Raw genomic sequence first — 24,322 nt, forward strand, 5'->3', positions numbered from 1 at the left:
GAAGGAGACCGGGAGTGTCCACGGAGACCAACGAGGGCGCTGGCTTCAGCGCCGCGGAGCGGGCCGCGATGAAGGAGCGCGCCGCCGAGCTGCGGGCCGAGGGCAAGAAGGGCGCCAAGCTCGCCGATGGCCTGCAGCAGGTTCTCGACGCGATCGAGAAGATGACACCCGAGGACCGGGCGCTCGCCGAGCGGGTGCACGTGACCGTGACCGAGCACGCCCCCGACCTGGCCCCGAAGACCTGGTACGGCATGCCCGCCTACGCCAACGCGGACGGCAAGGTCGTGCTGTTCTTCAAGAACGCCGGCAAGTTCGGCGAGCGCTACTCCACGCTCGGCTTCGAGGGCGCCGCCCAGCTGGACGACGGCGACATGTGGCCGACCGTCTTCGCCGTCACCCGGTGGACCCCCGACGTCGCCGACCGGGTCGCCGCGCTGGTGCGGTCCGCGACCTCCCGCGTCGGCGCCGAGTAGCGCGCGTGGGAGGATGAGGCGGTGTCGACTTCGCCGCACTCCACCTGGCCCGGACTGGCCGACAGCGCCCACTCCGAGTGGTACGTCGGGCGCTTCCGGGCGATGGCCGCCAGCGGCCAGGACCTCCAGGGCGAGTCCCGCCTGGCCGACGTGCTGGCGCCCCGCGGCGCCCGGCTGCTGGACGCCGGCTGCGGCCCTGGCCGGCACGGCGGACACCTGGCCCAGCTCGGTCACGACGTGGTCGGCGTCGACATCGACCCGACGCTGATCGAGGCGGCGCGCGAGGACTACCCGGGTGTGGCCTGGCTGGTGGCCGACCTGGCCACCCTCGACCTGCCGGCCGCGGGGGAGTCCGAGCCCTTCGACGGCGCGCTGATCGCCGGGAACGTCATGGACTTCGTGACCGAGGACCACCGGCCGGCCGTGATCGAGCGGGTCGCGGCGCACCTCCGGACCGACGGGTTCCTCGTCGTCGGGTGTCGCACCGGCACCGGCTTCACCCCGGCCGACCTGGACGCGACGCTGCCCGGCGCCGGGCTGCGGCTCGAGCAGCGGTTCGCCACCTGGGACCTGCGCCCGTGGCACGACGACTCGTCGTTCTGCGTGAGCGTCCTGCGCCGCTGACCGGTCAGCGGCGGGTGGCGATGAGGGCGGAGGCGTCGGGGGCGACCATCACCTCGACGGCCGTGAAGCGCTCGTCGGTCAGCCACTGCTCGCGCAGGGTGTCGACCCGCCCGTAGGCGATCGGCGGCCACATCTCGCATGGCGTGAAGTCGTCGAGCACGACGATCCCGCCCGGCTCGACCAGGTCCGCGACGGAGTCGACGCCCACCTCGGTCGGCTCGCCGGAGTCGAGGAACAGCAGCGAGAACGGGCCCTTGTCCAGGAGCGTCGACCAGTCGGCGGAGAGCACCTCGACCTGCGGGTCGTCGACGAAGATCTCGGCCGCGGCGTCGGCGAGCTTCGCGTCCAGCTCGGCGGTGACGATCCGGGCATCGCCGCGCACACCCGAGCGCAGCCACGCCGTACCGACCCCGCAGCCGGTGCCGAACTCCGCCATCACGCCGTCGCGGGTGGCGGCCAGCGCGGCCAGCAGCCGGCCGGTCTCGTTGCGGCAGAACGACGCGTAGCCCGCCTTGCGGGAGACGTCGAACGCGCGGGACACCACGTCGGGGAGGTCGGGCGGGGCGCTCATGGGGGGAGTCTTTCATTGCGGGACCGTTGTCTCGCATGTCGAACACTCTGTGGAATGTCGAGACCAGTGGTGGCGGCGTGCTCTACGGTGGTCGCACCATGCGGAGCGTCTTCGTACTTATTGAGCGCCGCGGCGAGGCTTCTTAAGAGAGGCCACCTCGCCGCGGAGTTCGGCGTTGCACGGTCTCTCGATACATCTGAGTCGAAGATGTCTCCGCGCGAGACCCGCCCCAGCAGTACGGCGTGATCCGCATTCTGATGGTTCTCCCTCCGGCTCGTGCGACCCACGAGCGGACCGCGCGTCTGGCGCCGGGCCATCTTCGTCTCAGGTGTATCGGGACCGCACGGCACCCATCCACCCCGTTCACCTGGAACGAACCCACGAGAGAGAACAGACCGATGTACGACATGTACCCCGACTGGGGTCCCGCCAGCCACCACCCCGACAACCCGCGCAGCCACGAGAACATCACCGCGGCCCTCCAGGCCTCGCTCGACCTGCGGGACAACGGCGGCGAGCGCCCCGACGACAACTAGCCTCGGGCGCATGACCACCACCCACACTGGAACGTCCGGCTCCCTGCGCCTCGCGGTCATCCCCGGCGACGGCATCGGGCCGGAGGTGACCGCCGAGGCCCTCAAGGTGCTCGAGATCGCCTCCCCGGCCGGCGTGAAGTTCGAGCAGACGCGGTACGACCTCGGCGCCGAGCGCTACCTCGCGACCGGCGAGGTGCTGCCCGACTCCGTGCTCGAGGAGATCCGCGAGCACGACGCGATCCTGCTCGGCGCGGTCGGTGGCAAGCCGAACGACCCGAAGCTCCCGCCCGGCATCCTCGAGCGTGGGCTGCTGCTGCGGCTGCGCTTCGAGCTCGACCACTACGTCAACCTGCGGCCGTCCCGGATCTTCCCGGGCGTCGCGTCGCCGCTCCGCCCCGAGATCTCAGGGCAGCCGGGGGACGTCGACTTCGTGGTGGTCCGCGAGGGCACCGAGGGCCCGTACACGGGCAACGGCGGCGCCCTGCGCGTCGGCACCCCGCACGAGATCGCCACCGAGGTATCGGTGAACACCGCCTTCGGCGTGGAGCGCGTCGTCCGCGACGCGTTCGCCCGCGCCCAGCGTCGGTCGCGGAAGAAGCTCACCCTGGTCCACAAGACCAACGTCCTCGTCAACGCCGGCGCGGTGTGGTGGCGGTTGACCCAGCAGGTCGCGGCGGAGTACCCCGACGTCACCGTCGACTACATGCACATCGACGCGGCGATGATCTTCATGACGACCGACCCCGCGCGCTTCGACGTGATCGTCACCGACAACCTCTTCGGCGACATCATCACCGACCTCGCCGCCGCGATCACCGGCGGCATCGGCCTGGCGGCCTCCGGCAACGTCAACCCCGACCGGACCACGCCGTCCATGTTCGAGCCGGTGCACGGCTCGGCGCCCGACATCGCGGGCCAGCAGAAGGCCGACCCCACCGCCGCGATCCTCTCCGCGTCCCTGCTGCTCGACCACCTCGGGCACGCCGACGCCGCCGCGGCCATCGAGACCGCGGTCATCGCCGACCTCGCCGCGCGCGAGCCGGGCGCGGCTCGCCGTACCGCCGAGGTCGGCGACGCCATCGCGGGCCGCGTTTCGTAGGAAGACCTACTAAGTTGTCCCCCATGGAGATCAGTACCACCCCGTCGAGCGCCGCGGTCTCCGACGAGCGCCTCGCCGAGATCCTCGCCAGCCCCGGCTTCGGCCTGCACTTCACCGACCACATGCTCACGGTCGAGTGGACCCCGGACGCCGGCTGGCATGCCGGGCGGATCGAGCCGTACGGGCCGCTCACGCTCGACCCCGCGACCGCGGTCCTGCACTACGCGCAGGAGATCTTCGAGGGCATGAAGGCCTACCGCCACGCGGACGGGTCGATCTGGTCGTTCCGGCCCGAGGAGAACGCCGCACGGATGGTGCGCTCGAGCCGACGGCTCGCGCTGCCCGAGCTCGACGTCGCCGACTACATCCAGGCCGTCGATGCACTCGTCACCGCCGACCAGCGCTGGGTCCCCGACCCGGCGGGGGAGAAGAGCCTCTACCTGCGCCCGTTCATGTTCGCCTCCGAGGCGTTCCTGGGCGTGCGCCCGGCCCAGCACGTCACGTTCATGGTGATCGCGAGCCCGGCCGGCGCCTACTTCAAGGGCGGCATCAAGCCGGTCACACTGTGGCTGACCGAGGGGTACACCCGCGCCGGGCGCGGCGGCATGGGCGCGGCGAAGACCGGCGGCAACTACGCCAGCTCGCTGGTCGCCCAGCAGCAGGCCAGCGCCCAGGGCTGCGACCAGGTCGTGTTCCTCGACGCCCAGGAGGGGCGGTACGTCGAGGAGCTCGGCGGCATGAACCTGTACTTCGTCCACGACGACGGCACCATCGTCACCCCCGAGACCGGCACCATCCTCGAGGGGATCACCCGCTCCAGCATCATCGAGCTGGCCGGCAAGCTCGGCCACCAGGTCGAGGAGCGCAGGTTCTCCATCGACGAGTGGCGCGACGGCGTCCGCAGCGGCCGGATCGTGGAGATCTTCGCCTGCGGCACCGCCGCCGTGGTCACCCCGGTGGGCGCGCTGAAGTGGGACGGGGGAGAGGTGCCGGCCCCCGCGAGCACCGACCTCACGATGCGGGTCCGGCAGGCCCTGGTCGACATCCAGTACGGCCGCGCCGAGGACACGTTCGGCTGGATGCACCGCATCGTCTGAAGGTCGGTACCCACCGGCCGCCCCCGCCACGACCCGAAGAGTAGGTGAGGCTACCCTAATTAGGTGGCCTCGACCCTGCGCGCGCCGGCGCCGACCCGCGCGACGCGGGTCGGGCCGCCGACGGCATCCGCCGACAGGGGAGTGGTGGCCGCGCTGGTGATCCTCGGCGTCCTGGCGCTCGCGCTGCTCGCGAGCCTGATGTGGGGCGCCCGGGACATCGCGGTGGGCCAGGTCTGGGCGGCGCTGGTCGACCCGGTCGCCGGCGACCATGACCACCTCGTCGTCCGCGATCTGCGGGTGCCGCGGACCCTGATCGGCCTGGTCGCCGGAGCGGCGCTCGGTGCCGCAGGAGCGCTCATGCAGGGCGTGACCCGCAACCCGATCGCCGACCCGGGCCTGCTCGGCATCAACTCCGGCGCGTCGCTCGCGGTCCTCGCTGCGATCTCCGGCCTCGGCGTCACGTCGGTGTCCGGCTACGTCTGGTTCGCCTTCGCCGGGGCCGCGGTCGCCGCCCTCGTCGTGTACGGCGCGGCCGCGCTCGGCTGGGAGGGCGTGACGCCGGTCAAGCTGGCGCTGATCGGCGCCGCGTTCACCGCCACCGCCACCTCGATCATCACCGTGGTGCTGCTGACCGACCGGCAGACGCTCGACGACTACCGGTTCTGGCAGGTGGGCTCGCTGGCCAACCGGCCACTGACCGTGCTCGCCGGCGTGCTGCCGTTCGTGGTCGTCGGGCTGCTGCTGGCACTGGCCTCCGGGCGGGTCCTCAACGCGCTGGCGCTCGGCGACGACGTGGCGCGCGGGCTCGGTCAGGACGTCACCCGGGGCCGGCTCCTGGTCGTCGCTGCGGTCGTCCTGCTGTGCGGGTCGGCGGTCTCGATGGTCGGCCCGATCGCGTTCGTCGGCCTGGCCGTGCCCCATCTCGCCCGGGCGCTCGTCGGACCGGACTACCGCTGGATCGTCGTGCTCTCGATGCTGCTGGGCCCGGTCCTCCTGCTGGTGGCGGACATCGCCGGCCGCCTCGTCGCGCGCCCCGGCGAGGTCGAGGCGGGTCTCGTCGTCGCAGTGATCGGCGCGCCGGTGCTGATCGCGATCGTGCGGCGGTCGCGGGGGATCGCCGCGTGAGCGCCCTCGAGGTCGCCGTCGCCACAGCCGCCGCCGGGCTGCGTCGCTCGCGGCGGCGCCGGCACGCCCGGCGTACGACGGTGCTCGCACTCCTGACGGCCGGGGTCGCCGTGCTCGCGACGAGCGCGCTGATGCTGGGGGAGTTCCGGCTCTCGGCAGGTCAGGTGGCCGGGGCCCTGGTCGGCGCCGACGACCCCCCGGCGCACTTCGTCGTCGTCGACCTGCGGCTGCCCCGCCTCCTGCTCGGCATCCTCGTCGGGGCGGCCTTCGGCCTGGCCGGCGCGCTGTTCCAGTCGGTGCTGCGCAACCCGCTCGCGAGCCCCGACGTCATCGGCATCTCCCAGGGCGCCAGCGCCGGTGCCGTCGCCGCGCTGCTCCTCGGCGGCCTGACCGGGGCCGCGGTCTCAGGGGCCGCCCTCGCCGGCGGCGCCCTGGTCGGACTGCTGCTGTACGCCGTGGCCTGGCGCGGCGGGATGGCCGGACACCGCTTCGTGCTCGCCGGCATCGGCGTCGCCTACGTCTGCACGTCGGTCGTCGGCTACCTGCTCACCCGCAGCGAGGTGCAGCAGGCCCAGGTCGCGCTGCTCTGGATGACCGGCAGCCTGGCCCAGGCCGACTGGTCGACGGTGCAGCTGCTCGCGGCCACCCTGGCGGTGCTGGTGCCGGTCGTGGCGCTGCTCGCCCGGGGTCTCGGCCTGCTGCTGCTCGGCGACGACCTGGCCGCCGGCCTCGGGCTGCGCCCCGAGCTCGTGCGGGCCGGCGTCCTGGCCACCGGCATCGCCCTGGCATGCGCAGCCACCGCCGCCGCGGGCCCGGTGGCGTTCGTGGCGTTCGTCGCGGCGCCGGTCGCGCGGCGGCTGCTGGGCGACGGCAGGCTGGCGCTGGTCGAGTCGGCGCTCATGGGCGTGGTCATGGTCGTCGGCGCCGACGTCGTCGCCCAGCACCTGCTGCCCGCCGACCTGTCGGTGCCGGCCGGGGTGGTCACCGGGGCCGTGGGCGGGCCCTACCTGATCTGGCTGATGGCCACCGGAGGGAGACGGACGACATGACGGATCGGTTGACGGATCGGCGGGACCAGGCGAGCGCGACCTCGCTCGTGGCCCACGGTGTGCACCTCGCCTACGACCAGCGCCGGGTCGTGCACGGCGTCGACCTGGACGTCCCGGTGGGCCGGGTCACGGTCGTCGTCGGCGCCAACGGCTGCGGCAAGTCGACGCTGCTGCGCGGCCTGGGCCGGATCCTGCGACCGGTCGAGGGCCGCGTCGAGCTCGACGGCCACGACCTGCACGGGATGCGGCCGCGCGAGGTGGCCGCGGTGCTCGGGCTGCTGCCGCAGCAGCCGGTCGCGCCCGAGGGCATCACGGTCGCCGACCTCGTCGGTCGGGGCCGCCACCCGCACCAGGGCGCGTTCCGCCGCTGGAGCGCGGCCGACGCCGATGCGGTCGCCCGGGCTCTCGCCCTGACCGACACCCAGGACCTCGCGGCGCGACGCGTCGAGGAGCTCTCCGGCGGCCAGCGGCAGCGCGTCTGGGTCGCGATGATGCTCGCCCAGGACCCGCGCATCCTGCTGCTCGACGAGCCCACGACGTACCTCGACATCGCCCACCAGGTCGACCTGCTCGACCTGCTCGCGGAGCTCAACGAGCGGCGGGGGACGACCGTGGTGATGGTGCTGCACGACCTCAACCTCGCCGCCCGCTACGCCCACCACCTCGTGGTGATGGCGCAGGGCCGGGTCGTGCGCGAGGGCGCGCCCGCGGCGGTGCTCGACGCCGACTGCGTGCGCGAGGCGTTCGGGCTCGAGGCGCGGGTGATCGCCGATCCGGTCGCCGGCTGCCCGCTCGTCGTGCCCGTGGGGCGGACCCGGCTGCGCGCTCCCGCGAACGCTGTGTAAGGTTAGCCTTACCTAATAACGATCGCATCTGCGGTCCCGCACCCTGAGGAGTGGACGTGTCGTCCCTTCGCCGCCCCCCATCCCGACTGGCCCTGTCCCGACTGGCCCTGTCCCGACTGGCCTTGTCCCGACTGGCCTTCCCGCTGGCCGCATCCCTGATCGCCCTGTCCCTCACCGCCTGCGGCTCCGGGGACTCCGACGGCGACGCCACCGCCGAGGAGACGACCAGCGAGGAGGCCTTCGAGCCGGTCACCATCGAGCACGCCTTCGGCAGCACCGAGATCGAGGAGAGGCCCGAGCGGGTGGCGACCTGGGGCTGGGGCAGCCCGGACGCCGTCCTCGCGCTCGGCATCGTGCCGGTGGCGATGGAGGCGCTGACCTACGGCGCGAACGACGAGGGCTTCATGCCCTGGCAGGCCGAGGCCTTCGACGAGCTCGGCGACACGCCCACGGCGCTGACGCCGGGGGAGGCGCCGCCGTTCGAGGAGATCGCCGCGGCAGCGCCCGACGTGATCCTGGCCAACTACTCCGGCATCACCGAGGCCGACTACGAGAAGCTCTCGAAGATCGCGCCGACCATCGCCTACCCCGACCAGCCCTGGTCGACGCCGTGGCGCGACGTCATCACCACGGTGGGCGAGGTGCTCGGCGAGTCCGACGAGGCCGAGCAGGTGCTCGCGGGCATCGACGCGGAGGTCGCCGAGGCGGCCGCGGCCCACCCGGAGTTCGAAGGTAGGACGATCGCGGCCGTCGCCATCGACCCGAGCGCGTTCTACGTCTACCGCGGCGCCGACCCGCGGGTGCAGTTCCTCGAGGACCTCGGCTTCACCCTCGCCCCCAGCGTCGACGAGCTCGACACCGAGGAGAGCACGTTCTACTACACGCTCAGCACCGAGAACGTCGACCGGCTGACCTCCGACGTGCTGCTCTCCTACGCGGCCGACCAGGCGCGGGCCGACGAGATCGCCGCGGACCCGACGTACCGGACCATGGAGCAGTTCGCCGACGGCCGGGTCGCCAGCGTGGTCGGGGAGGACATCGTCTCCTCGGTCTCGCCGCCCACCGCACTGTCGTTGGCCTACAGCCTCGACACCTTCGTCGACGCGCTCGCCGAGGCCGTGCCCGCGTCCTGACGCGGCGCCGACCGGCGCGACCCTCCGCCCGAGCCTCGCGGGCGGAGGGTCGCCGCGCTTGTAACCTCGGGACGTGACCACCTCGCCGCGCGACGACGCCGTGGGCACCGTCGGCGGCTACACGCTGCTCGCCCGGCTCGGCGAGGGCGGGATGGGCGTCGTCCACCTCGCCCGGCGGGGGCCGAGCGGCCAGCGGGTCGCGCTCAAGGTGCTGCGCCCGCACATCGTCGGCGACGAGGAGGCGCGCCAGCGGCTGGCCCGCGAGGTCGGCTCGCTGAGCCGGGTCCGCAGCCAGTGGGTCGCCGAGATCGTCGACGCCGACCCGTGGGCCGAGGTGCCCTACGTCGCGACCCGCTACGTGCCCGGGCTGTCCCTGCACGACCACGTCGTCGAGGAGGGGGCGATCACCGGCGCCGACCTGCTCTGGCTGGCGTCCTGCCTGGCCGAGGGCATCGCGTCGGTGCACGCGGTCGGCGTCCTGCACCGCGACGTCAAGCCCTCGAACGTGCTGATGGAGGGCCGCACCCCGATCCTCATCGACTTCGGGCTGGCCCGGGTCGCCGACGACCCCAAGCTCACGCACACCGGCTGGCTGCTCGGCACGCCTGGCTACCTCGCGCCCGAGATCCTGTACGGCGACGACGCGACCGCGGCCTCCGACGTGCACTCCTGGGCGGCCACGGTCGCGTACGCCGGCATCGGGAACCCGCCGTTCGGCAGGGGCCCGTCGATGGCGATCATGGACCGGGTCCGCCGTGGCCAGTTCGACCTCGACGGCCTCCCGGACGACCTGCGTCAGGTCGTGGCCGCGGCGCTCGGCCCGGACCCGCGCGAGCGACCGAGCCTCGAGCGGATCCTCGCCTGGCTGCGGCCGTTGACCACGCGGCCCGGCGAGCGGCGCACACCGCCTCCGGCCGGCGCGCCGCACGACCCCTACACGGTCCCGCTGGCCCTGGCTGCGCAGGCGGCCGCCGGCCAGATCACCGACCGGGTGACCGACGTCTGGCCGGGCCGTAACGCCGCCGAGCCGTACACGCTGGCGCTGACGTCGTACGAGCCCGCGACGACTCCCGTGTCGTTGGGGGAGCGGTTCCGCCGCGGGCTGCTGCTCGCCGGCCTGGCGCCCGCGGCCGGGGCCGGCTTCGCCGCCTACCCGTGGATCACCTTGGCGCTGCTGCTGGTCGTGGTCTGGCTGCTGCGCAGCGGGTCGCTGGCCGGCTCCGCGCGCGACCAGCGCCGCGAGTACCGCGGCCGCAAGTGGTACGACGGCACGCAGCTGCTCGTCGCCGCCCCGTGGCACCTCGTGCAGTCGCTGCCGGGGACCCTGCTGCTCGCGCTGTGGAGCGTCGGGCTGGCGGTCGCGGCAGCGCTGGTCTGCTACGCCGTCGCCACCGGGCTGGCGCTCGCGCTGTTCGTCTGCGGCACCGCGCTGACGGTCTCGCTGTGGCTCGGGCCGGGTGGGTCCCGGGTGCGGGGCCCGGTATCGCGCGTGGTCAACCCGCTGGCCGCCGACCCCCGTCGGTGGGTGATCGCGCTGCTCGTGGTGCTCGCGGTGGCCGCGGGCCTCGGGCTCCGCGCGGAGCTCACCGGCACCTCCTGGACGCCGGCCGAGGGGCGCCCGACCGCTCAGCTTCCGGGATAGGACGGCGGCCGGTCAGCCGGGGCGGTACCCCAGGCGGGGGCCGCGTCGTCGGTGGTGGCGATCTCGACGAGGCGCGGCCGGTCGCCGACCGACAGGCCGATCCAGGAGGCGGTCCGGTCGCCGCCGTCCATGCGCAGCCCCGCCACGTGGCTGCCCGCGCCCGATCGCTCGATCCGGGCGATCGGGCCGCCGAGCGGACGGACCACGAGTCGCTCGAACGCGGGCACGCCGACGGCGACGTGCGGGGTGCCCGGGGTGAGCGGATAGAGGCCGAGCGAGGTCCACACGTACCAGGCCGAGAGCGCACCGAGGTCGTCGTTGCCGGGCAGCCCGCTCGGCGTGAGTGACCACAGCTCGGCCCGAGCCCGCGCGACGACGTCCTGGGTGCGCGCCGGCGCGCCCAGCCACTGGTAGGACCACGGGGCCAGGAACGACGGCTCGTTGCCGAGCCAGGCGTGCGGGCCGCCGCCGACGTTGAGCTGCTCGAAGAACTCATCGAGCCGGTCACGTACGCCGAGCGACGGGCCGAGGGCGGCGAGCAGACCAGCCATGTCCTGCGGGACACCGCCGAACGTGTACTGCAGCGCGTTGCCCTCCTCGAAGCCTGCGCAACACGGGGTCACATCGGCGTCCGGTGGCGGGAACGCTCCGGAGCCGTCCCGGGGGAGCAGGAGCCCCCGGCTCGGGTCGAGCAGGGTGCGCCAGCTGCCGGACCGCTCGCGGTAGCGTGCGGCCGCTGCGTCCCGGCCGGCGGCCGCGGCGAGCCGGGAGATCGCGAAGTCGGCGGCGGCGTACTCCAGGGTGATGGACGCCCCGTGGCGCTCGTCCGGAACGGGCACCCAACCCAGCCGCAGGTACTCGTCGAGCCGCTCGCGCGGGCCGTCGACGCGGTCGCCCTGCCGGACCAGCCGGGCCACCACGTCCGCGAGCGGGAAGTCACGCGCGCCGAACGCCCAGGCAGCGGCGGCGATCGGCCCTGCGGGGTCCCCCCTCATCACCCGGCTGTCGGCCCCGACGACCGGCCACCGCGGGAACCAGCCGCCCTGCACGGCGTCGCGGCGCATCGACCGCACGATCATCGACGCGATGTCCGGGCGGAGCCAGGCAAGCAGTGGGATCTCGGTGCGGTAGACGTCCCACCCCGAGATCGAGCTCAGCTGGAGCTCGGCGCCGCGCAGCCGGTGCACCCTCCCGTCGAAGCCCGGATAGCGCCCGTCGACGTCGCTCACCGGGTTGGGGTGGAGCAGCACGTGGTACAGCGCCGTCCGCAGCAGCCGACGCGTCGTCGGGTCACCGCCGGTGGCGTCGACCCGCGCCAGCTCGGCGTCCCAGGCGGCCGCCGCGCGTGCGGCCAGCCGGCCCACCGACCAGCCCGGATCGGATCGGCCGAGGTTGCGCCGCGCACCCGCCGGGCCGACGAACGAGACCGCCACCTGGACGTTCAGTGCGCGCCGCCGCCCGAAGCCGACCCAGGCGCCGCCGTCCCACCCGCCCCTGCTCCGGAAGGAGTGGTCGAAGCGGTAGAGCACGTGTGCGACGTACTGGTTCGGCCCGTCGCAGAACCGGCCGCTGCGCACCCGGACGGCGATCTCGTGGTCACTGGGGAAGGACACCCGCTGGCCGAGGCTGCCGGCCAGGCTGCCGTCCGCCTTCACGACCACGAAGCTCCTCGTCCCGGACGGGTAGGCGAAGCGCAGCAGCCCGCTCCGGTCGCCCACGGCGGCCCTCACCGAGATCCCGTTCATGAGCGACACGGCGTACCGGCCGGGGGCGGCCCGCTCGGTCGCCCGGTCGATGGCGGTGGTCGCTGACGCCGGGACGTCGGGGACCGCGCCGGCAACGGGGAGGATCGGGGCGTCGCCGAACGTGGGACAACCCGCGCCCGAGAGGTGCACGGCGGAGAACCCGCGCAGGAACCGGTCGGTGACGGCATAGCCGGACGGAGCCGCCGATGGCGCGCCTGTCTGTTCGTCGTCAGTGGTGTCCGGGCCGAGTTGCACCATCCCGAAGGGGACCGCGGCGGCCGGGGTGGTCGCTCCGCCGCGCCACGGAGCGGCGCCGCCGGTCCCGACGAAGACGTCGACCTCCGTGTGGGGAGGGTCGCCGGCGAACGCTGCGGGTCCGAGCACCTGGATCGCCAGCCCGAGGCCCGCGGCGAGGACTGCACCGGTGCGCTGCCGGGTCGTCCTCACCCCCTCAACCTAGGCGTAGGAGCCGATCCAGATCGCGAGATCGGTCGCACTCGCCCGGATCGCGTGGCAGCATGGTCGACATGCACCTGGCGATCTCCAGCGAGATCATCATTTCCTAGCGCGTCGCGGCCTCAGGATCCATGAGGCGCCCGACGCGCAAACCTCTCGTCCCCGAGAGGTTTTTTTGTTGCCCGAACCCGAAAGAGTCAGCGATGGACCTGCACGGCGCCTTCCACGTCTACGACACCACCCTGCGCGACGGCGCGCAGCAGGAGGGGCTCAACCTCTCCGTCGCCGACAAGCTGTCGATCGCGCGCCAGCTCGACGGGCTGGGCGTCGGCTACATCGAGGGCGGCTGGCCGGGCGCGAACCCCAAGGACACCGAGTTCTTCCGCCGTGCCGCTGCCGAGCTCGACCTCGAGAACGCGCGGCTCGCGGCGTTCGGTGCCACCCGCCGAGCCGGGGTGCGGGCGGCCGACGACCCGCTGGTCGCGGCGCTGCGGGACAGCGGCGCCGGCGTGGTCACGCTGGTGGCCAAGTCCTACGACCGGCATGTCGAGCTGGCGCTGCGGACCACGCTCGAGGAGAACCTCGCGATGATCCGCGACACGGTCAGCCACCTGCGCGCCGAGGGGCAGACGGTGTTCCTGGACGCCGAGCACTTCTTCGACGGCTACCGGGCCAACCGCGACTACGCGCTCGAGGTGCTGCGCACGGCGTACGACGCGGGCGCCGAGGTGATCGCGCTGTGCGACACCAACGGCGGGATGCTGCCCGGCTGGGTCGGCGACGTCGTCCACGACGTGCGCGAGAACGCCCAGGTGCGGGTCGGCATCCACTGCCACAACGACACCGGCTGCGCGGTCGCCAACACGCTGGCCGCGGTCGACGCCGGCGCGACCCACGTGCAGGGCACGATCAACGGGTACGGCGAGCGCACCGGCAACGCCGACCTGGTCGCCGTCGTCGCGAACCTCGAGCTCAAGCTGGACCGCCGGGTGCTGCCGCCCGGGCTGCTCACCGAGGCCACCCGGATCGCGCACGCGGTCGCCGAGGTCACGAACTTCCCGCCGGCGTCGCGGCAGCCGTACGTCGGCAGCTCCGCGTTCACCCACAAGGCCGGCCTGCACGCCAGCGCGATCAAGGTGGACCCGAACCTCTACCAGCACATGGACCCGGCCGGCGTCGGCAACGACATGCGGCTGCTGGTCTCCGACATGGCCGGCCGCGCCTCGATCGAGCTCAAGGGCCGCGAGCTGGGCTTCGACCTCTCCGGCGACTCCCCGGACGACAAGACCCTGGTCACCCGGATCACCGACCGGGTCAAGGTCCTCGAGAGCCGCGGCTTCACGTTCGAGGCCGCCGACGCCTCCTTCGAGCTGCTGCTGGCCGAGGAGGTCGAGGGGGTGCGCCCGTCGTACTTCGACGTCGAGTCGTGGCGGGTGATCACCGAGACCATGCCGTCGGCCGAGGCGGTCTCGGAGGCGACGGTGAAGCTGAAGGCGGGCGGGGTCCGGTACGTCGTCACCGGCGAGGGCAACGGCCCGGTCAACGCGCTCGACCATGCGCTGCGTGAGGCGATCGTGCAGGCCTACCCGCAGGTCGCCAAGTTCGAGCTGATCGACTACAAGGTCCGCATCCTCGACCAGGGACACGGCACCGACGCGATCACCCGGGTGCTCATCGAGACCAGCGACGGCGAGTCCTCCTGGGTCACCGTCGGCGTCGGCGCCAACGTCATCGAGGCGTCCTGGGGCGCGCTCGTCGACGGGCTGACGTTCGGGCTGCGCAAGCACCAGGCCTGAGCGGCTGACTCATGCGTGCCGCAGCACCTCGGCCCGGTCCGGGGTGGGCGCCGGATGCCGGCGCTGGTAGCGCTGCATGAGCCACCAGCTGAGGACCATCAGGCCGAGCACGTCGACGAACCCGGCGATCGAGGCCCAGGGCAGCTCGATGTCGCCCGCCTCGACGTTGGCGTAGAAGGACCCCATCGGGGTGAGCAGCGGCCAGAGGACGACCAGGTTGCGGGCGAGTGCGAAGGCGGCCGCGTAGACGACGCCGAGAGCCGTGAGGAACAGCAGGTCGGCGCCGGTCATGCCGAACCCGACGTGGTACGCGCCGTACAGGACCGCTGCCCCCGCCACGCCGGCGATGGTGCCGTACTGCGCCTCGAGCCGGGTCTGGACGAAGCCCCGGAAGAAGACCGACTCGAACACTCCGACCACGAGCGCCATCACCAGCAGCGGCACCCAGTCGACCGGGGCGGGCAGGTCATAGCCCCACAGGGTCAGCGCGAACTGGACCCCGCCGAAGACCAGCGCGAGGCCGCCGGCGCTCCGGAGGTTGTCACGGCGCAGCCCGAGGTCGCCCAGGGGACGATGCCGGACCCGGACGGTGTAGACCATCGGGCCGGCGACCCCGAGGACGAGAGCGGCCGCGAAGCACAGGAACAGCCCGGCCACGTGGTCGACGGTGAACACCAGGAACGCGGTGCTGTTGAGGGCGACCACGGAGACGTACAGGGCGGCGATCACCGCGAGGTCCAGGGCGTCGTGCCCGCCACCGGATCTCCCGGGGATCGCGCCGGGCACGAGGGCCAGGATCAGGGCCGATCCGGCGACCGCTGCCAGGTAGAGCGGGCCGTTGCCGATCGGAAGGAGTAGGAGTCCGAGGCTCACCCAGCCCGTCCACAGGAGAGCTCGGGTGCGTGAACTGGTGACGGTGGTTGCCATGCGGGCACCTCCTCCACCGGCCAGCCCACCGCTCGGTCTCCGTCCGTGACCAGAGGCCTAGGTCCGAGGTGGACCGGGACGAGGTCCTACTGGCTGCCGGGTACCTCTCAGAGCTCCAGCTGGCCGTCGCCGTAGGTGGCGGTGATCTCGCTGATCACGATCCGGTAGCCGTCGTACCAGCGCTGCACCTGGTCCTTGGCCTCGCGGTGCGTTGGGAGCCGGGCCAGCGCGTTGATCGACTCCATGTCGGTGAAGTAGTAGACGGCGTTGGTGACGGTGCCGTCGAGCGAGACCCACTTCTCGACCCGGTCGAACCCGGGCAGGCTCCGGGCGTACGCGGCGATCTCCCCGTCGAGGCGGTGGAAGTCGTCGTCGAAGGTGCCGGGCTTGAAGATGAACTGGCAGCAGATCACGCGTGCTCCTGGAGGTCGAGCGCCGGACGGGGCGACCCAGGATCGCAGGGTCCACCGATCCGAGGTCAGCAGGGTCGCGCGGTCCCTAGGCTCGGGGCATGAGCGATGTGGAGACCGTTGCCGTCGAGCTGCTGGCACAGCTCGTCGGGATCGACAGCGTCAACCCCGCGCTGATGCCCGGGGCCGCCGGCGAGACGCGGATCGTGGAGCACCTGGAGGCCCGGCTCACGGCCGCGGGCTTCGCCACGACGGTGGTGCCGGCGGCCGGGCACGAGGGCCGACCGAGCCTGGTGGCGGTGCCGCCCGGCCCGGACGACTGGCCGACCGTCGTGCTCAACGGCCACGTCGACACCGTGGGCGTCGCCGGAATGCCCGAGCCGTTCACGCCGCGCATCGACGGCGACCGGCTCGTCGGTCGCGGCGCCGCCGACATGAAGGGCGGCGTCGCCGCCATCGTCGCCGCCGCGGAGCACCTGGTCGCCGCGGGCGCCCCGGTGCGCCCGGTGCTCGCCCTGGTCGCCGACGAGGAGGACGCCAGCCTCGGCAGCGAGGCGGTGATCGCCGCGCTCCCCGGGATCGGCGTACGGCCCGACGCGTGCCTGATCGCCGAGCCCACGGACGGCGTCCTGTGCCGGTCGCTGCGGGGGTTCGCGCTCGTCCGGGTCACCTTCGCGGGGCGTGCCGCGCACAGCTCGCAGGCCGAGCTCGGCAGCAACGCGGTCACCCACCTCGGGCGGCTGCTGCACGCCGTCGACCTGCGGGCGGACTCCGTCCGTGCGGACAGTGGCGAGCTGCTGGTGACCCTGGCGTCCGGCGGCTCGTCGGCGTTCGTGGTGCCGGACCGGGCCGAGTGCCTCGTGGAGCTGCGGACGGCGCCCGACCGGTCGAGCGCCGACGCGCTCGCGCTGGTGCGCGGGCTGCTCGAGCCCGAGTGGCAGGCCGAGGCCGAGCTGCTCACCCACCGCGAGGGCTGGCGCCTCGACGACCACGGCCCGGCGGCAGATCTCGCGCGCCGGCTGGGCGCCGAGCTCGGCGCCGGGTCGAGCTTCGAGGCGCCGTACTGGATGGAGGCGCCGTTGTGGCAGGAGATCTGCCCGACGCTGGTCTGCGGCCCCTCCGGCGGGGGGATGCACGCGGTCGACGAGTGGGTCGACCTGCGCCAGGTGCGAGCGCTGGCGACGGCGCTGACCACGGTGCTGGGCGACTGGCGGCCCGATGCCGACTGACCCCCGCGGCCTGCGGGACCAGGCGCCGCTCCTCGACGCCTGGCTCCGCTTCCAGGAGCACCCGGTCACGCCGTTCACCATCCCCGGCCACAAGCAGCGCACCGACCTGGTCGGCGACGTGGTCGCCGGCGACGTGCCGCTGTACGCCGGCCTCGACACGATGAAGCTCACCACCGGCGTGCTCGCCGAGGCGGAGGCGCGGGCCGCGCGGCTGTGGGGCGCGGACCTGTGCCGCTTCTCCACCGGCGGCGCCACCCACGCCAACCAGGCCGTCGCGCTGGCCGTCGCCGGCGACGGCGACACCGTGATCGTCAGCCGCACCCTGCACCGCTCGCTCCTGCTCGGCCTGGTGCTCGCCGGGCTGGTGCCGGTCTGGGTGCGGCCCGAGGTCGATGCGGCCACCGGGCTGCCGCTGGGCGTCGCGCCCGAGACGGTACGACGAGCGCTGGCGGACCACCCGGGCGCCCGGGCGGTCTTCGTCGGGGACCCGTCGTACGTCGGCACCGTCGGCGACGTGGCCGGGCTGGCCGACGCGGCTCACGGGCGCGGGGTCCCGCTCGTGGTCGACGCCGCATGGGCCGCGCACTTCGGCTTCCACCCCGGGCTGCCGCGCCACCCGCTGCAGCTCGGGGCGGACGTCGTGGTCACCAGCGCGCACAAGACACTCCCGGCCTGGAGCCAGGCCGCGCTGGTCCTCGCGCGCACCGAGCGCGTCGACCCCGCGCGCCTCGACGCGGGGGTCGAGGCGACCGCGACGACGAGTCCGGCCGGCGCCATCCTGGCCAGCACCGACGCCGCCCGGGCGCTGCTCGAGCGCGACGGCGAGGAGCTCCTCGGCGCCGCCATCGCGGCGACGGCGCAGGCGCGGGAGCGGCTGCGGGCCGTCGAGGCGGTGAACGTCCTCGACGGCCCCGGCGTCGACCCGCTGAAGCTGACACTCGTCCTCTCGGCCACGGGCGCCGACGGCAACGCCGTCGAGCGGGACCTCCTGGCGCGCGGACTGCCGGTCGAGTCCGCCGACCGGGACGTCCTGGTCGCGATCGTCACGCTCGCCGACACCGCGGCGACGGTCAGGCTGCTCACGGACGCGATCGTCGAGTCGGTCGAGCGGCGTCGGGGCCCGGCGCGTCCGGTCGTCGGCCCCGCCGTCTACCGCGTCGAGCCGGTCACGGTGCTGCCCCCGCGACAGGCGTACTTCGCCGCGGCGCAGGCCGTGCCGCTCGGCCGGGCCGTCGGCCGGGTGAGTGCCGAGCTGGTCGCGCCGTACCCGCCCGGCATCCCGGTGCTCGCCCCCGGCGAGCTGGTCACCGACCAGACCCTCGACGCGCTCGAGCACGCGCGCGACGCCGGGGTCCGGATCGCCTACGCCGCCGACCCCACGCTCGCGACGTTGCGGGTGACGGCCGACTGATCGAGCGCGATGATGTGCGCATGCCGATCATGGACCGGGTCGCGCACCTCCATCCCGCGCACTGGGCCTACGTGCTGGTCGTACTGGTCGTGGCGAGCGTCGGTTTCGTCACCGGGTCGACGGCGGCGATCCTGGTCGCTGCGCTGCTGGCGGTGCCGTCGAGCGTCGCGGGCGTCCCGGCCTTCTACGTCGCGTACGGCCTGCTGGCGCAGGTCCCTGGCGCGAACCCGTCGAGCAGTAGCGGTTCGGCCACGTGCCCGTCGTCCGGGGAGTGCACGACATCGACGAGCGGTGACCTGGCCGGCTGGTTCGCAGTCACGACCGACATGCTCGGGATCCTGGCGCTGACCGCCGCCGCACTGCTCAACGTGCTCCTCCTGCAGGCGCTGCTGGCCGCCCGACGGCAGCGGCGCAGCCGGGAGACCGCTGATGTCGGACCCTGATCACGCAAGCGCGGCCGGCGCTACGATCCGCCGCGCCAGGTCGACCCAGCCGTGATAGAGCCGGTCGATCGGGAAGCCCTCGATCTCGACCTGCTGCTCGAGGATCGGCAGCTCCAGCGGGGCGAGGAGCGCGACGGCGAGCAACGGCACGTCGCCGGTGACCCCGAGCTCGTGGAGCAGGTAGCGCACGTGGGTGGCCGTGAACGAGTAGGCGCCGGCCGCGCGGCTCGCGGCCCGGCCGGCCTCCCGGATCAGCTCGGCGTGGAGGAGGGTCGTCTCGAGGCGGGTCCGGCCGAACGCGAGCAGCCGGTCCCAGGGATCCGCCCCCGGCCCGAGCGGCGGGGGACCGGACATGACCTGACCCTGCCACTCGGCCTCGGAGTGGTTGAGCACGGCGGCCATCAGGCCCTCGCGCGACTCGAAGCGGCGGAACACCGTGCCCTTGCCGACGCCCGCGGCCGCGGCCACGGCGTCCATCGTGATCGCGCGGGCACCGCACCGCTCGACCAGGTCCTGGGCGGCGACGAGCAGCGCCTCCCGGTTGCGCGCAGCGTCGCGGCGCTCGGCGGGCGGCCCGCTGAGCAGGGGGAGGAGGCGCGGCTCGGACATGACGCGGCACAGCCTAGGGACGGGTGCGCCGCGGCGTCCGGGAATATTAAACGGACTCCGGTCCGTTTCGCCCCCATGACCAACACCATCGCCGTGCTCGTCGGCAGCCTCCGCACCGACTCCGTCAACCGCAAGCTCGCCGAGATCCTCCGCGACCAGGCCCCCGAGGGCGTCACCGTCGACATCGTCGAGGGCCTCGCCGACGTCCCGTTCTACAACGAGGACATCGACAACCCACGGGACATCCCCGCGGCCGCGGCTGCCGTGCGCGAGCGGGTCGGCGGTGCGGACCGCGTGCTGGCCGTGACGCCTGAGTACAACGGCACGATGCCGGCCGTGCTCAACAACGCCATCGACTGGCTCTCCCGCCCCTACGGCGCCGGCGCCATGGTCGGCAAGCCGTTCGGCGTGGTCGGCACCACCCCGACGCCGTACGGCGGCAAGTGGGCGCACGCCGACGCGGCTCGCTCCGCGCGGGTGGCGGGCGCCGTGGTCGTGGAGGACATCACCGTGTCCCAGTCGGCGGTCGAGGTCGACGTGCTCACCGACCCCGACGTGCTGGCGCGGCTGCACGGCGCGGTCCGCGCGCTGGCCGACTACGACGTCGCCGGCGCCGCGGCCTGACCCATGGCCTGACCCACGGCCCGGTCCTCGTGCCCCCGAGGGGCTAGCGTCGGGTCGTGGCCGAACTCCATGACCTGACCGCGCTCGAGCAGGGCGACCTGGTGCGCCGGGGCGAGGTCTCGCCCCTCGAGCTCACCGACCACTACCTCGAACGCGCCGACCGTCTCGACACGGTCGGCGCGTTCGTCACGCTCACCCCCGACCGGGCCCGCGACCGCGCGAGCGCGCTCACCGAGGAGGCGTTCCTGTCCGGGCCGGGCGAGTCGTCGCTGTTCGGCGTACCGACGGCGATCAAGGACCTGAACCTGACCGCCGGGGTCCGCACGACGTTCGGGTCCGCGGCGTTCGCCGACTTCGTCCCCGACGTCTCCGACGGCGTCACGCTCTCGATCGAGGCGGCCGGGATGGTGAGCCTCGGGAAGACCAACACCCCCGAGTTCGGCTCACCGTGCTACACCGAGCCGGACGTCGCCCCGCCCGCGGTGACGCCGTGGGACCGGACCCGGACCGCCGGCGGCTCCTCGGGCGGCGCGGCCGCGGCGGTCGCCGCGGGGCTGGTGCCGGTGGCGCAGGGCTCCGACGGCGGCGGCTCGATCCGGATCCCGGCCTCGTGCTGCGGCCTGGTCGGCCTCAAGCCGAGCCGGGGCCGGATCAGCGGCTACCCGATGTACGGCGACCCGGTGGGACTCGCGACCGCCGGGCCGATCGCCCGGACCGTGCGCGACGCGGCCGCGCTGCTCGACGTGCTCGCCGGCCGCCGGGCGGGGGACCCGTCCTGGGCGCCGCCTCCCGCCGAGACGTTCCTGGCCTCCTGCGACCGCGATCCCGGCTCCCTGCGGATCGCGCGGTTCATCGAGCCCGTCATCGCCGACGTCGCGGTGGACCCCGACTGCGTGCAGGCCTGGGAGGACGCCTCTCGGCTGCTGGAGTCGCTGGGCCACGAGGTCGTCGACGTCCCCGTGCCGCTGCCGCCCGAGGCGGTACCGGTCTTCGAGGTCTGCTGGGCGGTGCTGACCGCGCTCTCGGTGGTGCCGCCCGAGCGCGAGCACCTGCTGCGGCCGCTCACCCGGTGGCTCTCTGCGGCCGGCCGCGAGGTCAACGGGCCCGAGTTCGGCCTGGCCATCGGCGCGATGCGCCGCCACGCGGCGGACGCGCTGACCGCGCTCGCGCCGTACGACGCGGTCCTCACCCCGACCCTCGCCACCCCGCCCGTGCCGATCGGCGCGATGCGCGACGACGACGACCCGGCCGCGGACTTCCTGGCCCAGAAGGAGTTCACGCCGTGGACCTCGGCCTGGAACGTCACCGGGATGCCGGCGATCTCGCTGCCGCTGCACTGGACCGCCGGCGGCCTGCCCGTCGGCGTGATGCTCGCCGCGCGCCCGGCCGAGGACGACCTGCTGCTCGCTCTCGCCGCCCAGGTGGAGGCCGCCGCGCCGTGGGCCGACCGGCGACCGCCCGGGTGGTGACGGCGGGTGACCGAGAGGTGATCACCCGCTGCCGCACCGACGAGCTGTCCGCCGCGGAGCTGGCCGAGACCCGCGCGCTGATGGACGTCGCGTTCAGCGCCTTCACCGACCACGACTGGTCCCACGCCCTCGGCGGCACGCACGCCCTGGCGATCGAGGAGGGCCGGGTGCTCGCGCACGGGTCGCTGGTGCCGCGGCACCTGCACCAGGGCGAGCGGTCGCTGCGCTGCGGGTACGTCGAGGCCGTCGCGGTGCACCCCGATGCCCAGCGCCGCGGGCTCGGGTCGGCGGTGATGGCCGCGTTGGAGGACCTGGCGCCGGCGTACGACCTGCTCGCGCTCAGCGCCTCGGCCCGCGGCGTGCCGCTCTACCGTGCTCGCGGGTGGTCGCTGTGGCGCGGCCCGTCCTCCGTGCTCGCCCTCGACGGTCCGGTGCCCACGCCGGACGACGACGGATCGATCTACGTGCTGCCGGGGGCGAGCGGGGTCGACCTGGACGGCCCGATCGCCTGCGACTGGCGCGAGGGCGACCTGTGGTGACCGTAGGGTGATCGCATGAGCAGATCGGTGATCGTGGTCGTGGGCGCGGGTCCGGGCGTCAGCGGGTCGGTGGCGCGGGCGTTCGCCCGCGAGGGGTACGACGTGGGCCTGCTCGGCATCGACGACGAGCAGCTCCAGAAGCTCGCAGGCGAGCTCGAGCAGCTCGGCGCCACCGTCGGCCACGCGGTCGTCGACATCACCGACGCGGAGGCCGCCGGCGCAGCGATCCGACGGATCGGCGAGCACGCCGGGCGGATCGACGTGCTGCACTTCAACCCGAGCGCGTTCCGCGAGAAGGACCCACTCGAGCTGACCGTCCCCGAGCTCCTCCAGGACGTCACCCTCGGCGTCGGCGCCCTGCTGGTCGCCGTCCAGGCGGCCCGACCGTTCATGTCCGCCGGCGGCCGGGTCACCGCCACCGGCAGCATGGCCGCCGACAAGCCGTGGCACCGGGCCGCGTCGCTCGGCGTGCAGAAGGCGGGCCTGCGCAACCTCGTGCACAGCCTCGACGACACACTCGCGCCGGACGGCATCCGTGCGGTCTCGGTGACGGTGCGCGGCACGCTGGCGAAGGAGGGCGCGTTCACGCCCGACCGGGTCGCCGAGGCGATCCTCGCCGCCACCCGCCAGGACGAGGCCGACTGGCGCTCCGAGATCCCCTACGCCGGGTGACCTACGACAGCTCGGCCAGGCTCTTCCCGATGGCCGGGCGCAGCGAGTCGCTGGCGTCCCAGTCGTTGGCCTGCATCGCCGCGACCACCTTGCCGCCCGAGACCCAGTACGCCTTGAACACCCGCTTGGTCAGGTCGCCGCGGACCACCACCTCGTCGTAGCCGTCCGGCCCGACGTCGCCGACGTACTCCATGCCGAGGTCGTACTGGTCGGTGAAGAAGTACGGCAGGTCCGTCGCCGCCGCGTCCTCGACACCGGCCATCGCCTGTCCGGCGACCCGACCCTGGCGGATGGCGTTGTCCCAGTGCTCGACGCGGATCGACCGGCCGAGCACGGGGTGGTGGGCGCGGGCGACGTCGCCGGCGGCGTAGACGTCCGGGTGCGAGGTGCGCATCCGCTCGTCGACCAGGATCCCGTCGTCGACCGCGAGCCCGGCCGCCTCCGCGAGGGCGACGTCGGGGCTCGCGCCGATGCCGACGACGAGCAGGTCGGCCTCGACGTCGGCGGAGCCGTCCACCGTCAGCCGCGCGCGGCGGCCGTCGCCGTCGAAGCCGGTGACCTTGGCGCCGAGCCGCAGGTCGACCCCGTGCTCGCGGTGCAGGTCGGCGAACATCGCGCCCATCTCGGGGCCGAGCACCCGCAGCAGCGGCAGGTCGAGGGCCTCGAGCACGATCACGTCGGCGCCGGCGTTGCGGGCGGCCGCGGCGACCTCGAGGCCGAGGAAGCCGCCGCCGAGGATCGCGATGCGGTGGCCGGGGGCGAGCACCGAGCGGAGCCGGTCGCTGTCCTCGCGGGTGCGCAGGTAGGCGACCGGTGCGCCGCTCTCGTCGGCGGCGGCCAGGTGGCGCGGGGACGCGCCGGTGGCGATCAGCAGCCGGTCGAAGGACTCCGTCGCGCCGCCGGCCGTGACCGTGTGGGCGTCGGCGTCGATGCGCTCGACCCGGGAGCCGGGGCGCACCTCGACGTCGTTCTCGGCGTACCAGGACGCGGGGTGGACGAGCATGCTGTCGGCCTCGGCGTCCCCGGCGAGGTAGCCCTTCGACAGCGGCGGGCGCTCGTAGGGCAGGTGCGGCTCCGCGGCGTGGAGCACGACGTCGCCGTCGTACCCCGCGTCGCGAAGGCCCGCGGCGGCGGTACCAGCGGCCAGGCCGCCGCCCACGATCACGATCCGCCCGCTCATGGCCGCGCTCCCTGCTCGCGGGCCAGCGAGAGGAACTCGGCGCGCGCGGCGGCGTCCCGCAGGGTCCCGCGGAGCGCGGAGGTGACCGTGCGCGTGCCTTGGGCGCGCACTCCCCGCAGGCTCATGCAGGTGTGCTCGGCCTCGACCACGACCCCGACCCCGCGGGGCTGGAGGTGCGTGATCAGCTGGTCGGCGACGTGGGTGGTGAGGCGCTCCTGGGTCTGGGGGCGGCGGGCCACCAGCTCCACGAGGCGCGCGAACTTCGAGAGCCCCAGGATCCGCTCGTCGGGCAGGTAGCCCACGTGGGCGACGCCGACGAAGGGCAGCATGTGGTGCTCGCACACCGAGCGCACCGGGATGTTGGCCACCAGCACGAGCTCGTCGTACCCCTCGGTGTTCGGGAACGTCGTGAGGTCGACGTCGGGGCCGGTGAGCAGCTCGTGGTACGCCGCGACCATCCGCCGCGGCGTCTCGGCCATCTCGTCGGTGTCGATGTCCAGGCCGAGGGAGCGCAGCAGGTCGCTGGCGGCGCTCTCGGCAGCAACCAGGTCGACCGCGCTCGAGGGCTGTGAGACCCGGGGCCGCCAGCGAGCCCGCGCCTCGGAGGCGGCGTGGCTC

Annotated in this window: 25 protein-coding genes; 18 read left to right on the forward strand and 7 right to left on the reverse strand. The window is 73.9% G+C overall.

Annotation, left to right across the window (positions count from 1 at the left end):
* The first annotated feature begins 14 nt into the window (after positions 1-14).
* Entirely contained in the window at positions 15-473 is a 459-nt protein-coding gene (locus QMC84_RS10785; RefSeq protein WP_300374706.1) for a hypothetical protein, read from the forward strand.
* A 21-nt stretch (positions 474-494) separates the two neighbouring features.
* The gene (locus QMC84_RS10790) at positions 495-1,097 is read left to right on the forward strand and encodes a class I SAM-dependent methyltransferase (RefSeq protein ID WP_300374708.1); all 603 of its coding nucleotides are present in this window, start codon (positions 495-497) and stop codon (positions 1,095-1,097) included.
* A gap of 4 nt (positions 1,098-1,101) precedes the next feature.
* On the opposite strand, the gene QMC84_RS10795 is transcribed toward QMC84_RS10790, so the two are convergent.
* On the reverse strand, positions 1,102-1,668 hold the full coding sequence (locus QMC84_RS10795) for a class I SAM-dependent methyltransferase (RefSeq protein ID WP_300374710.1): 567 nt from the start codon (positions 1,666-1,668) through the stop codon (positions 1,102-1,104).
* A gap of 398 nt (positions 1,669-2,066) precedes the next feature.
* On the opposite strand from QMC84_RS10795, the gene QMC84_RS10800 reads away from it, so the two are divergent.
* The 8 genes from QMC84_RS10800 (at position 2,067) to QMC84_RS10835 (ending at position 10,194) form a co-directional block, all read left to right on the forward strand.
* Positions 2,067-2,204, forward strand: coding sequence for a hypothetical protein (locus QMC84_RS10800; RefSeq protein WP_300374712.1), 138 nt, complete (start codon positions 2,067-2,069; stop codon positions 2,202-2,204).
* Between the two features lie 10 nt (positions 2,205-2,214).
* Complete coding sequence (locus tag QMC84_RS10805; RefSeq protein WP_300374713.1) at positions 2,215-3,303, forward strand: 3-isopropylmalate dehydrogenase; 1,089 nt, start codon at positions 2,215-2,217, stop codon at positions 3,301-3,303.
* A 23-nt stretch (positions 3,304-3,326) separates the two neighbouring features.
* Positions 3,327-4,400, forward strand: a complete 1,074-nt coding sequence (locus QMC84_RS10810) for a branched-chain amino acid aminotransferase (protein WP_300374714.1) — start codon at positions 3,327-3,329, stop codon at positions 4,398-4,400.
* 63 nt (positions 4,401-4,463) lie between these two features.
* Positions 4,464-5,525: an iron ABC transporter permease gene (locus tag QMC84_RS10815; protein WP_300374715.1), complete on the forward strand. Its 1,062-nt coding sequence runs from the start codon at positions 4,464-4,466 to the stop codon at positions 5,523-5,525.
* The gene (locus QMC84_RS10820) at positions 5,522-6,574 is read left to right on the forward strand and encodes an iron chelate uptake ABC transporter family permease subunit (RefSeq protein WP_300374717.1); all 1,053 of its coding nucleotides are present in this window, start codon (positions 5,522-5,524) and stop codon (positions 6,572-6,574) included. Before QMC84_RS10815 ends, QMC84_RS10820 begins: the two co-directional genes overlap by 4 nt.
* Positions 6,571-7,419 (forward strand): ABC transporter ATP-binding protein, encoded by an 849-nt coding sequence (locus QMC84_RS10825; protein WP_300374719.1) that lies wholly within the window; start codon positions 6,571-6,573, stop codon positions 7,417-7,419. Before QMC84_RS10820 ends, QMC84_RS10825 begins: the two co-directional genes overlap by 4 nt.
* A 56-nt stretch (positions 7,420-7,475) precedes the next feature.
* Positions 7,476-8,552, forward strand: coding sequence for an iron-siderophore ABC transporter substrate-binding protein (locus QMC84_RS10830; RefSeq protein ID WP_300374720.1), 1,077 nt, complete (start codon positions 7,476-7,478; stop codon positions 8,550-8,552).
* A 73-nt stretch (positions 8,553-8,625) separates the two neighbouring features.
* Positions 8,626-10,194 (forward strand): serine/threonine-protein kinase, encoded by a 1,569-nt coding sequence (locus QMC84_RS10835; RefSeq protein ID WP_300374722.1) that lies wholly within the window; start codon positions 8,626-8,628, stop codon positions 10,192-10,194.
* On the opposite strand, the gene QMC84_RS10840 is transcribed toward QMC84_RS10835, so the two are convergent.
* Entirely contained in the window at positions 10,179-12,386 is a 2,208-nt protein-coding gene (locus QMC84_RS10840; RefSeq protein ID WP_300374724.1) for a GH92 family glycosyl hydrolase, read from the reverse strand. The genes QMC84_RS10835 and QMC84_RS10840 overlap by 16 nt on opposite strands.
* A 212-nt stretch (positions 12,387-12,598) precedes the next feature.
* Between QMC84_RS10840 and cimA the strand changes: the two genes are divergently transcribed.
* Complete coding sequence (gene cimA, locus QMC84_RS10845; RefSeq protein ID WP_300374726.1) at positions 12,599-14,191, forward strand: citramalate synthase; 1,593 nt, start codon at positions 12,599-12,601, stop codon at positions 14,189-14,191.
* Between the two features lie 9 nt (positions 14,192-14,200).
* Here cimA and QMC84_RS10850 read toward each other — a convergent pair whose 3' ends face one another.
* Together QMC84_RS10850 and QMC84_RS10855 are read right to left on the reverse strand one after the other, a co-directional pair.
* Complete coding sequence (locus QMC84_RS10850; RefSeq protein ID WP_300374727.1) at positions 14,201-15,118, reverse strand: CPBP family intramembrane glutamic endopeptidase; 918 nt, start codon at positions 15,116-15,118, stop codon at positions 14,201-14,203.
* Positions 15,119-15,225: 107 nt separating this feature from the next.
* Positions 15,226-15,531 carry a hypothetical protein gene (locus tag QMC84_RS10855; protein ID WP_300374729.1) on the reverse strand — a complete coding sequence of 102 codons (306 nt, stop codon included), beginning with the start codon at positions 15,529-15,531 and terminating at the stop codon, positions 15,226-15,228.
* A gap of 98 nt (positions 15,532-15,629) precedes the next feature.
* On the opposite strand from QMC84_RS10855, the gene QMC84_RS10860 reads away from it, so the two are divergent.
* Genes QMC84_RS10860 through QMC84_RS10870 form a run of 3 tightly spaced genes read left to right on the forward strand, consistent with a single transcriptional unit; the run spans position 15,630 to position 18,611 of the window.
* Positions 15,630-16,757, forward strand: a complete 1,128-nt coding sequence (locus QMC84_RS10860) for a M20/M25/M40 family metallo-hydrolase (protein ID WP_300374731.1) — start codon at positions 15,630-15,632, stop codon at positions 16,755-16,757.
* The gene (locus QMC84_RS10865; protein ID WP_300374733.1) at positions 16,747-18,168 is read left to right on the forward strand and encodes an aminotransferase class V-fold PLP-dependent enzyme; all 1,422 of its coding nucleotides are present in this window, start codon (positions 16,747-16,749) and stop codon (positions 18,166-18,168) included. The genes QMC84_RS10860 and QMC84_RS10865 overlap by 11 nt, the downstream gene beginning before the upstream one ends.
* A 20-nt stretch (positions 18,169-18,188) precedes the next feature.
* The gene (locus QMC84_RS10870) at positions 18,189-18,611 is read left to right on the forward strand and encodes a hypothetical protein (RefSeq protein WP_300374735.1); all 423 of its coding nucleotides are present in this window, start codon (positions 18,189-18,191) and stop codon (positions 18,609-18,611) included.
* Here QMC84_RS10870 and QMC84_RS10875 read toward each other — a convergent pair whose 3' ends face one another.
* The gene (locus QMC84_RS10875; RefSeq protein ID WP_300374737.1) at positions 18,612-19,220 is read right to left on the reverse strand and encodes a TetR family transcriptional regulator; all 609 of its coding nucleotides are present in this window, start codon (positions 19,218-19,220) and stop codon (positions 18,612-18,614) included.
* A gap of 75 nt (positions 19,221-19,295) precedes the next feature.
* On the opposite strand from QMC84_RS10875, the gene QMC84_RS10880 reads away from it, so the two are divergent.
* The 4 genes from QMC84_RS10880 to QMC84_RS10895 are packed head-to-tail and all read left to right on the forward strand — an operon-like array spanning position 19,296 to position 22,524.
* On the forward strand, positions 19,296-19,844 hold the full coding sequence (locus QMC84_RS10880) for an NAD(P)H-dependent oxidoreductase (RefSeq protein WP_300374739.1): 549 nt from the start codon (positions 19,296-19,298) through the stop codon (positions 19,842-19,844).
* A 56-nt stretch (positions 19,845-19,900) separates the two neighbouring features.
* Positions 19,901-21,313: an amidase gene (locus QMC84_RS10885; protein ID WP_300374741.1), complete on the forward strand. Its 1,413-nt coding sequence runs from the start codon at positions 19,901-19,903 to the stop codon at positions 21,311-21,313.
* Positions 21,283-21,852 (forward strand): GNAT family N-acetyltransferase, encoded by a 570-nt coding sequence (locus QMC84_RS10890; RefSeq protein ID WP_300374743.1) that lies wholly within the window; start codon positions 21,283-21,285, stop codon positions 21,850-21,852. The genes QMC84_RS10885 and QMC84_RS10890 overlap by 31 nt, the downstream gene beginning before the upstream one ends.
* A 15-nt stretch (positions 21,853-21,867) precedes the next feature.
* Positions 21,868-22,524 carry an SDR family oxidoreductase gene (locus QMC84_RS10895; RefSeq protein ID WP_300374745.1) on the forward strand — a complete coding sequence of 219 codons (657 nt, stop codon included), beginning with the start codon at positions 21,868-21,870 and terminating at the stop codon, positions 22,522-22,524.
* Position 22,525: 1 nt separating this feature from the next.
* Here QMC84_RS10895 and QMC84_RS10900 read toward each other — a convergent pair whose 3' ends face one another.
* Both QMC84_RS10900 and folE read right to left on the reverse strand, forming a co-directional pair.
* Entirely contained in the window at positions 22,526-23,704 is a 1,179-nt protein-coding gene (locus tag QMC84_RS10900) for an FAD-dependent oxidoreductase (protein ID WP_300374747.1), read from the reverse strand.
* Positions 23,701-24,252: a GTP cyclohydrolase I FolE gene (folE, locus tag QMC84_RS10905; protein ID WP_366145744.1), complete on the reverse strand. Its 552-nt coding sequence runs from the start codon at positions 24,250-24,252 to the stop codon at positions 23,701-23,703. Before folE ends, QMC84_RS10900 begins: the two co-directional genes overlap by 4 nt.
* Between the last annotated feature and the right edge of the window lie 70 nt (positions 24,253-24,322).

Origin of the sequence: Nocardioides sp. (genome assembly GCF_030019515.1) — a bacterium.
Lineage (GTDB): Bacteria > Actinomycetota > Actinomycetes > Propionibacteriales > Nocardioidaceae > Nocardioides.

Coding starts and splice junctions, on each gene's coding strand:
- QMC84_RS10825 (WP_300374719.1), top strand. CDS start 6,571: ATGACGGATCGGTTGACGGATCGGCGGGACCAGGCGAGCGCGACCTCG.
- QMC84_RS10865 (WP_300374733.1), top strand. CDS start 16,747: ATGCCGACTGACCCCCGCGGCCTGCGGGACCAGGCGCCGCTCCTCGAC.
- QMC84_RS10895 (WP_300374745.1), top strand. CDS start 21,868: ATGAGCAGATCGGTGATCGTGGTCGTGGGCGCGGGTCCGGGCGTCAGC.
- QMC84_RS10880 (WP_300374739.1), top strand. CDS start 19,296: ATGACCAACACCATCGCCGTGCTCGTCGGCAGCCTCCGCACCGACTCC.
- QMC84_RS10875 (WP_300374737.1), bottom strand. CDS start 19,220: ATGTCCGAGCCGCGCCTCCTCCCCCTGCTCAGCGGGCCGCCCGCCGAG.
- cimA (WP_300374726.1), top strand. CDS start 12,599: ATGGACCTGCACGGCGCCTTCCACGTCTACGACACCACCCTGCGCGAC.
- QMC84_RS10805 (WP_300374713.1), top strand. CDS start 2,215: ATGACCACCACCCACACTGGAACGTCCGGCTCCCTGCGCCTCGCGGTC.
- QMC84_RS10850 (WP_300374727.1), bottom strand. CDS start 15,118: ATGGCAACCACCGTCACCAGTTCACGCACCCGAGCTCTCCTGTGGACG.
- QMC84_RS10810 (WP_300374714.1), top strand. CDS start 3,327: ATGGAGATCAGTACCACCCCGTCGAGCGCCGCGGTCTCCGACGAGCGC.
- QMC84_RS10860 (WP_300374731.1), top strand. CDS start 15,630: ATGAGCGATGTGGAGACCGTTGCCGTCGAGCTGCTGGCACAGCTCGTC.
- QMC84_RS10800 (WP_300374712.1), top strand. CDS start 2,067: ATGTACGACATGTACCCCGACTGGGGTCCCGCCAGCCACCACCCCGAC.
- QMC84_RS10870 (WP_300374735.1), top strand. CDS start 18,189: ATGCCGATCATGGACCGGGTCGCGCACCTCCATCCCGCGCACTGGGCC.
- QMC84_RS10795 (WP_300374710.1), bottom strand. CDS start 1,668: ATGAGCGCCCCGCCCGACCTCCCCGACGTGGTGTCCCGCGCGTTCGAC.
- QMC84_RS10900 (WP_300374747.1), bottom strand. CDS start 23,704: ATGAGCGGGCGGATCGTGATCGTGGGCGGCGGCCTGGCCGCTGGTACC.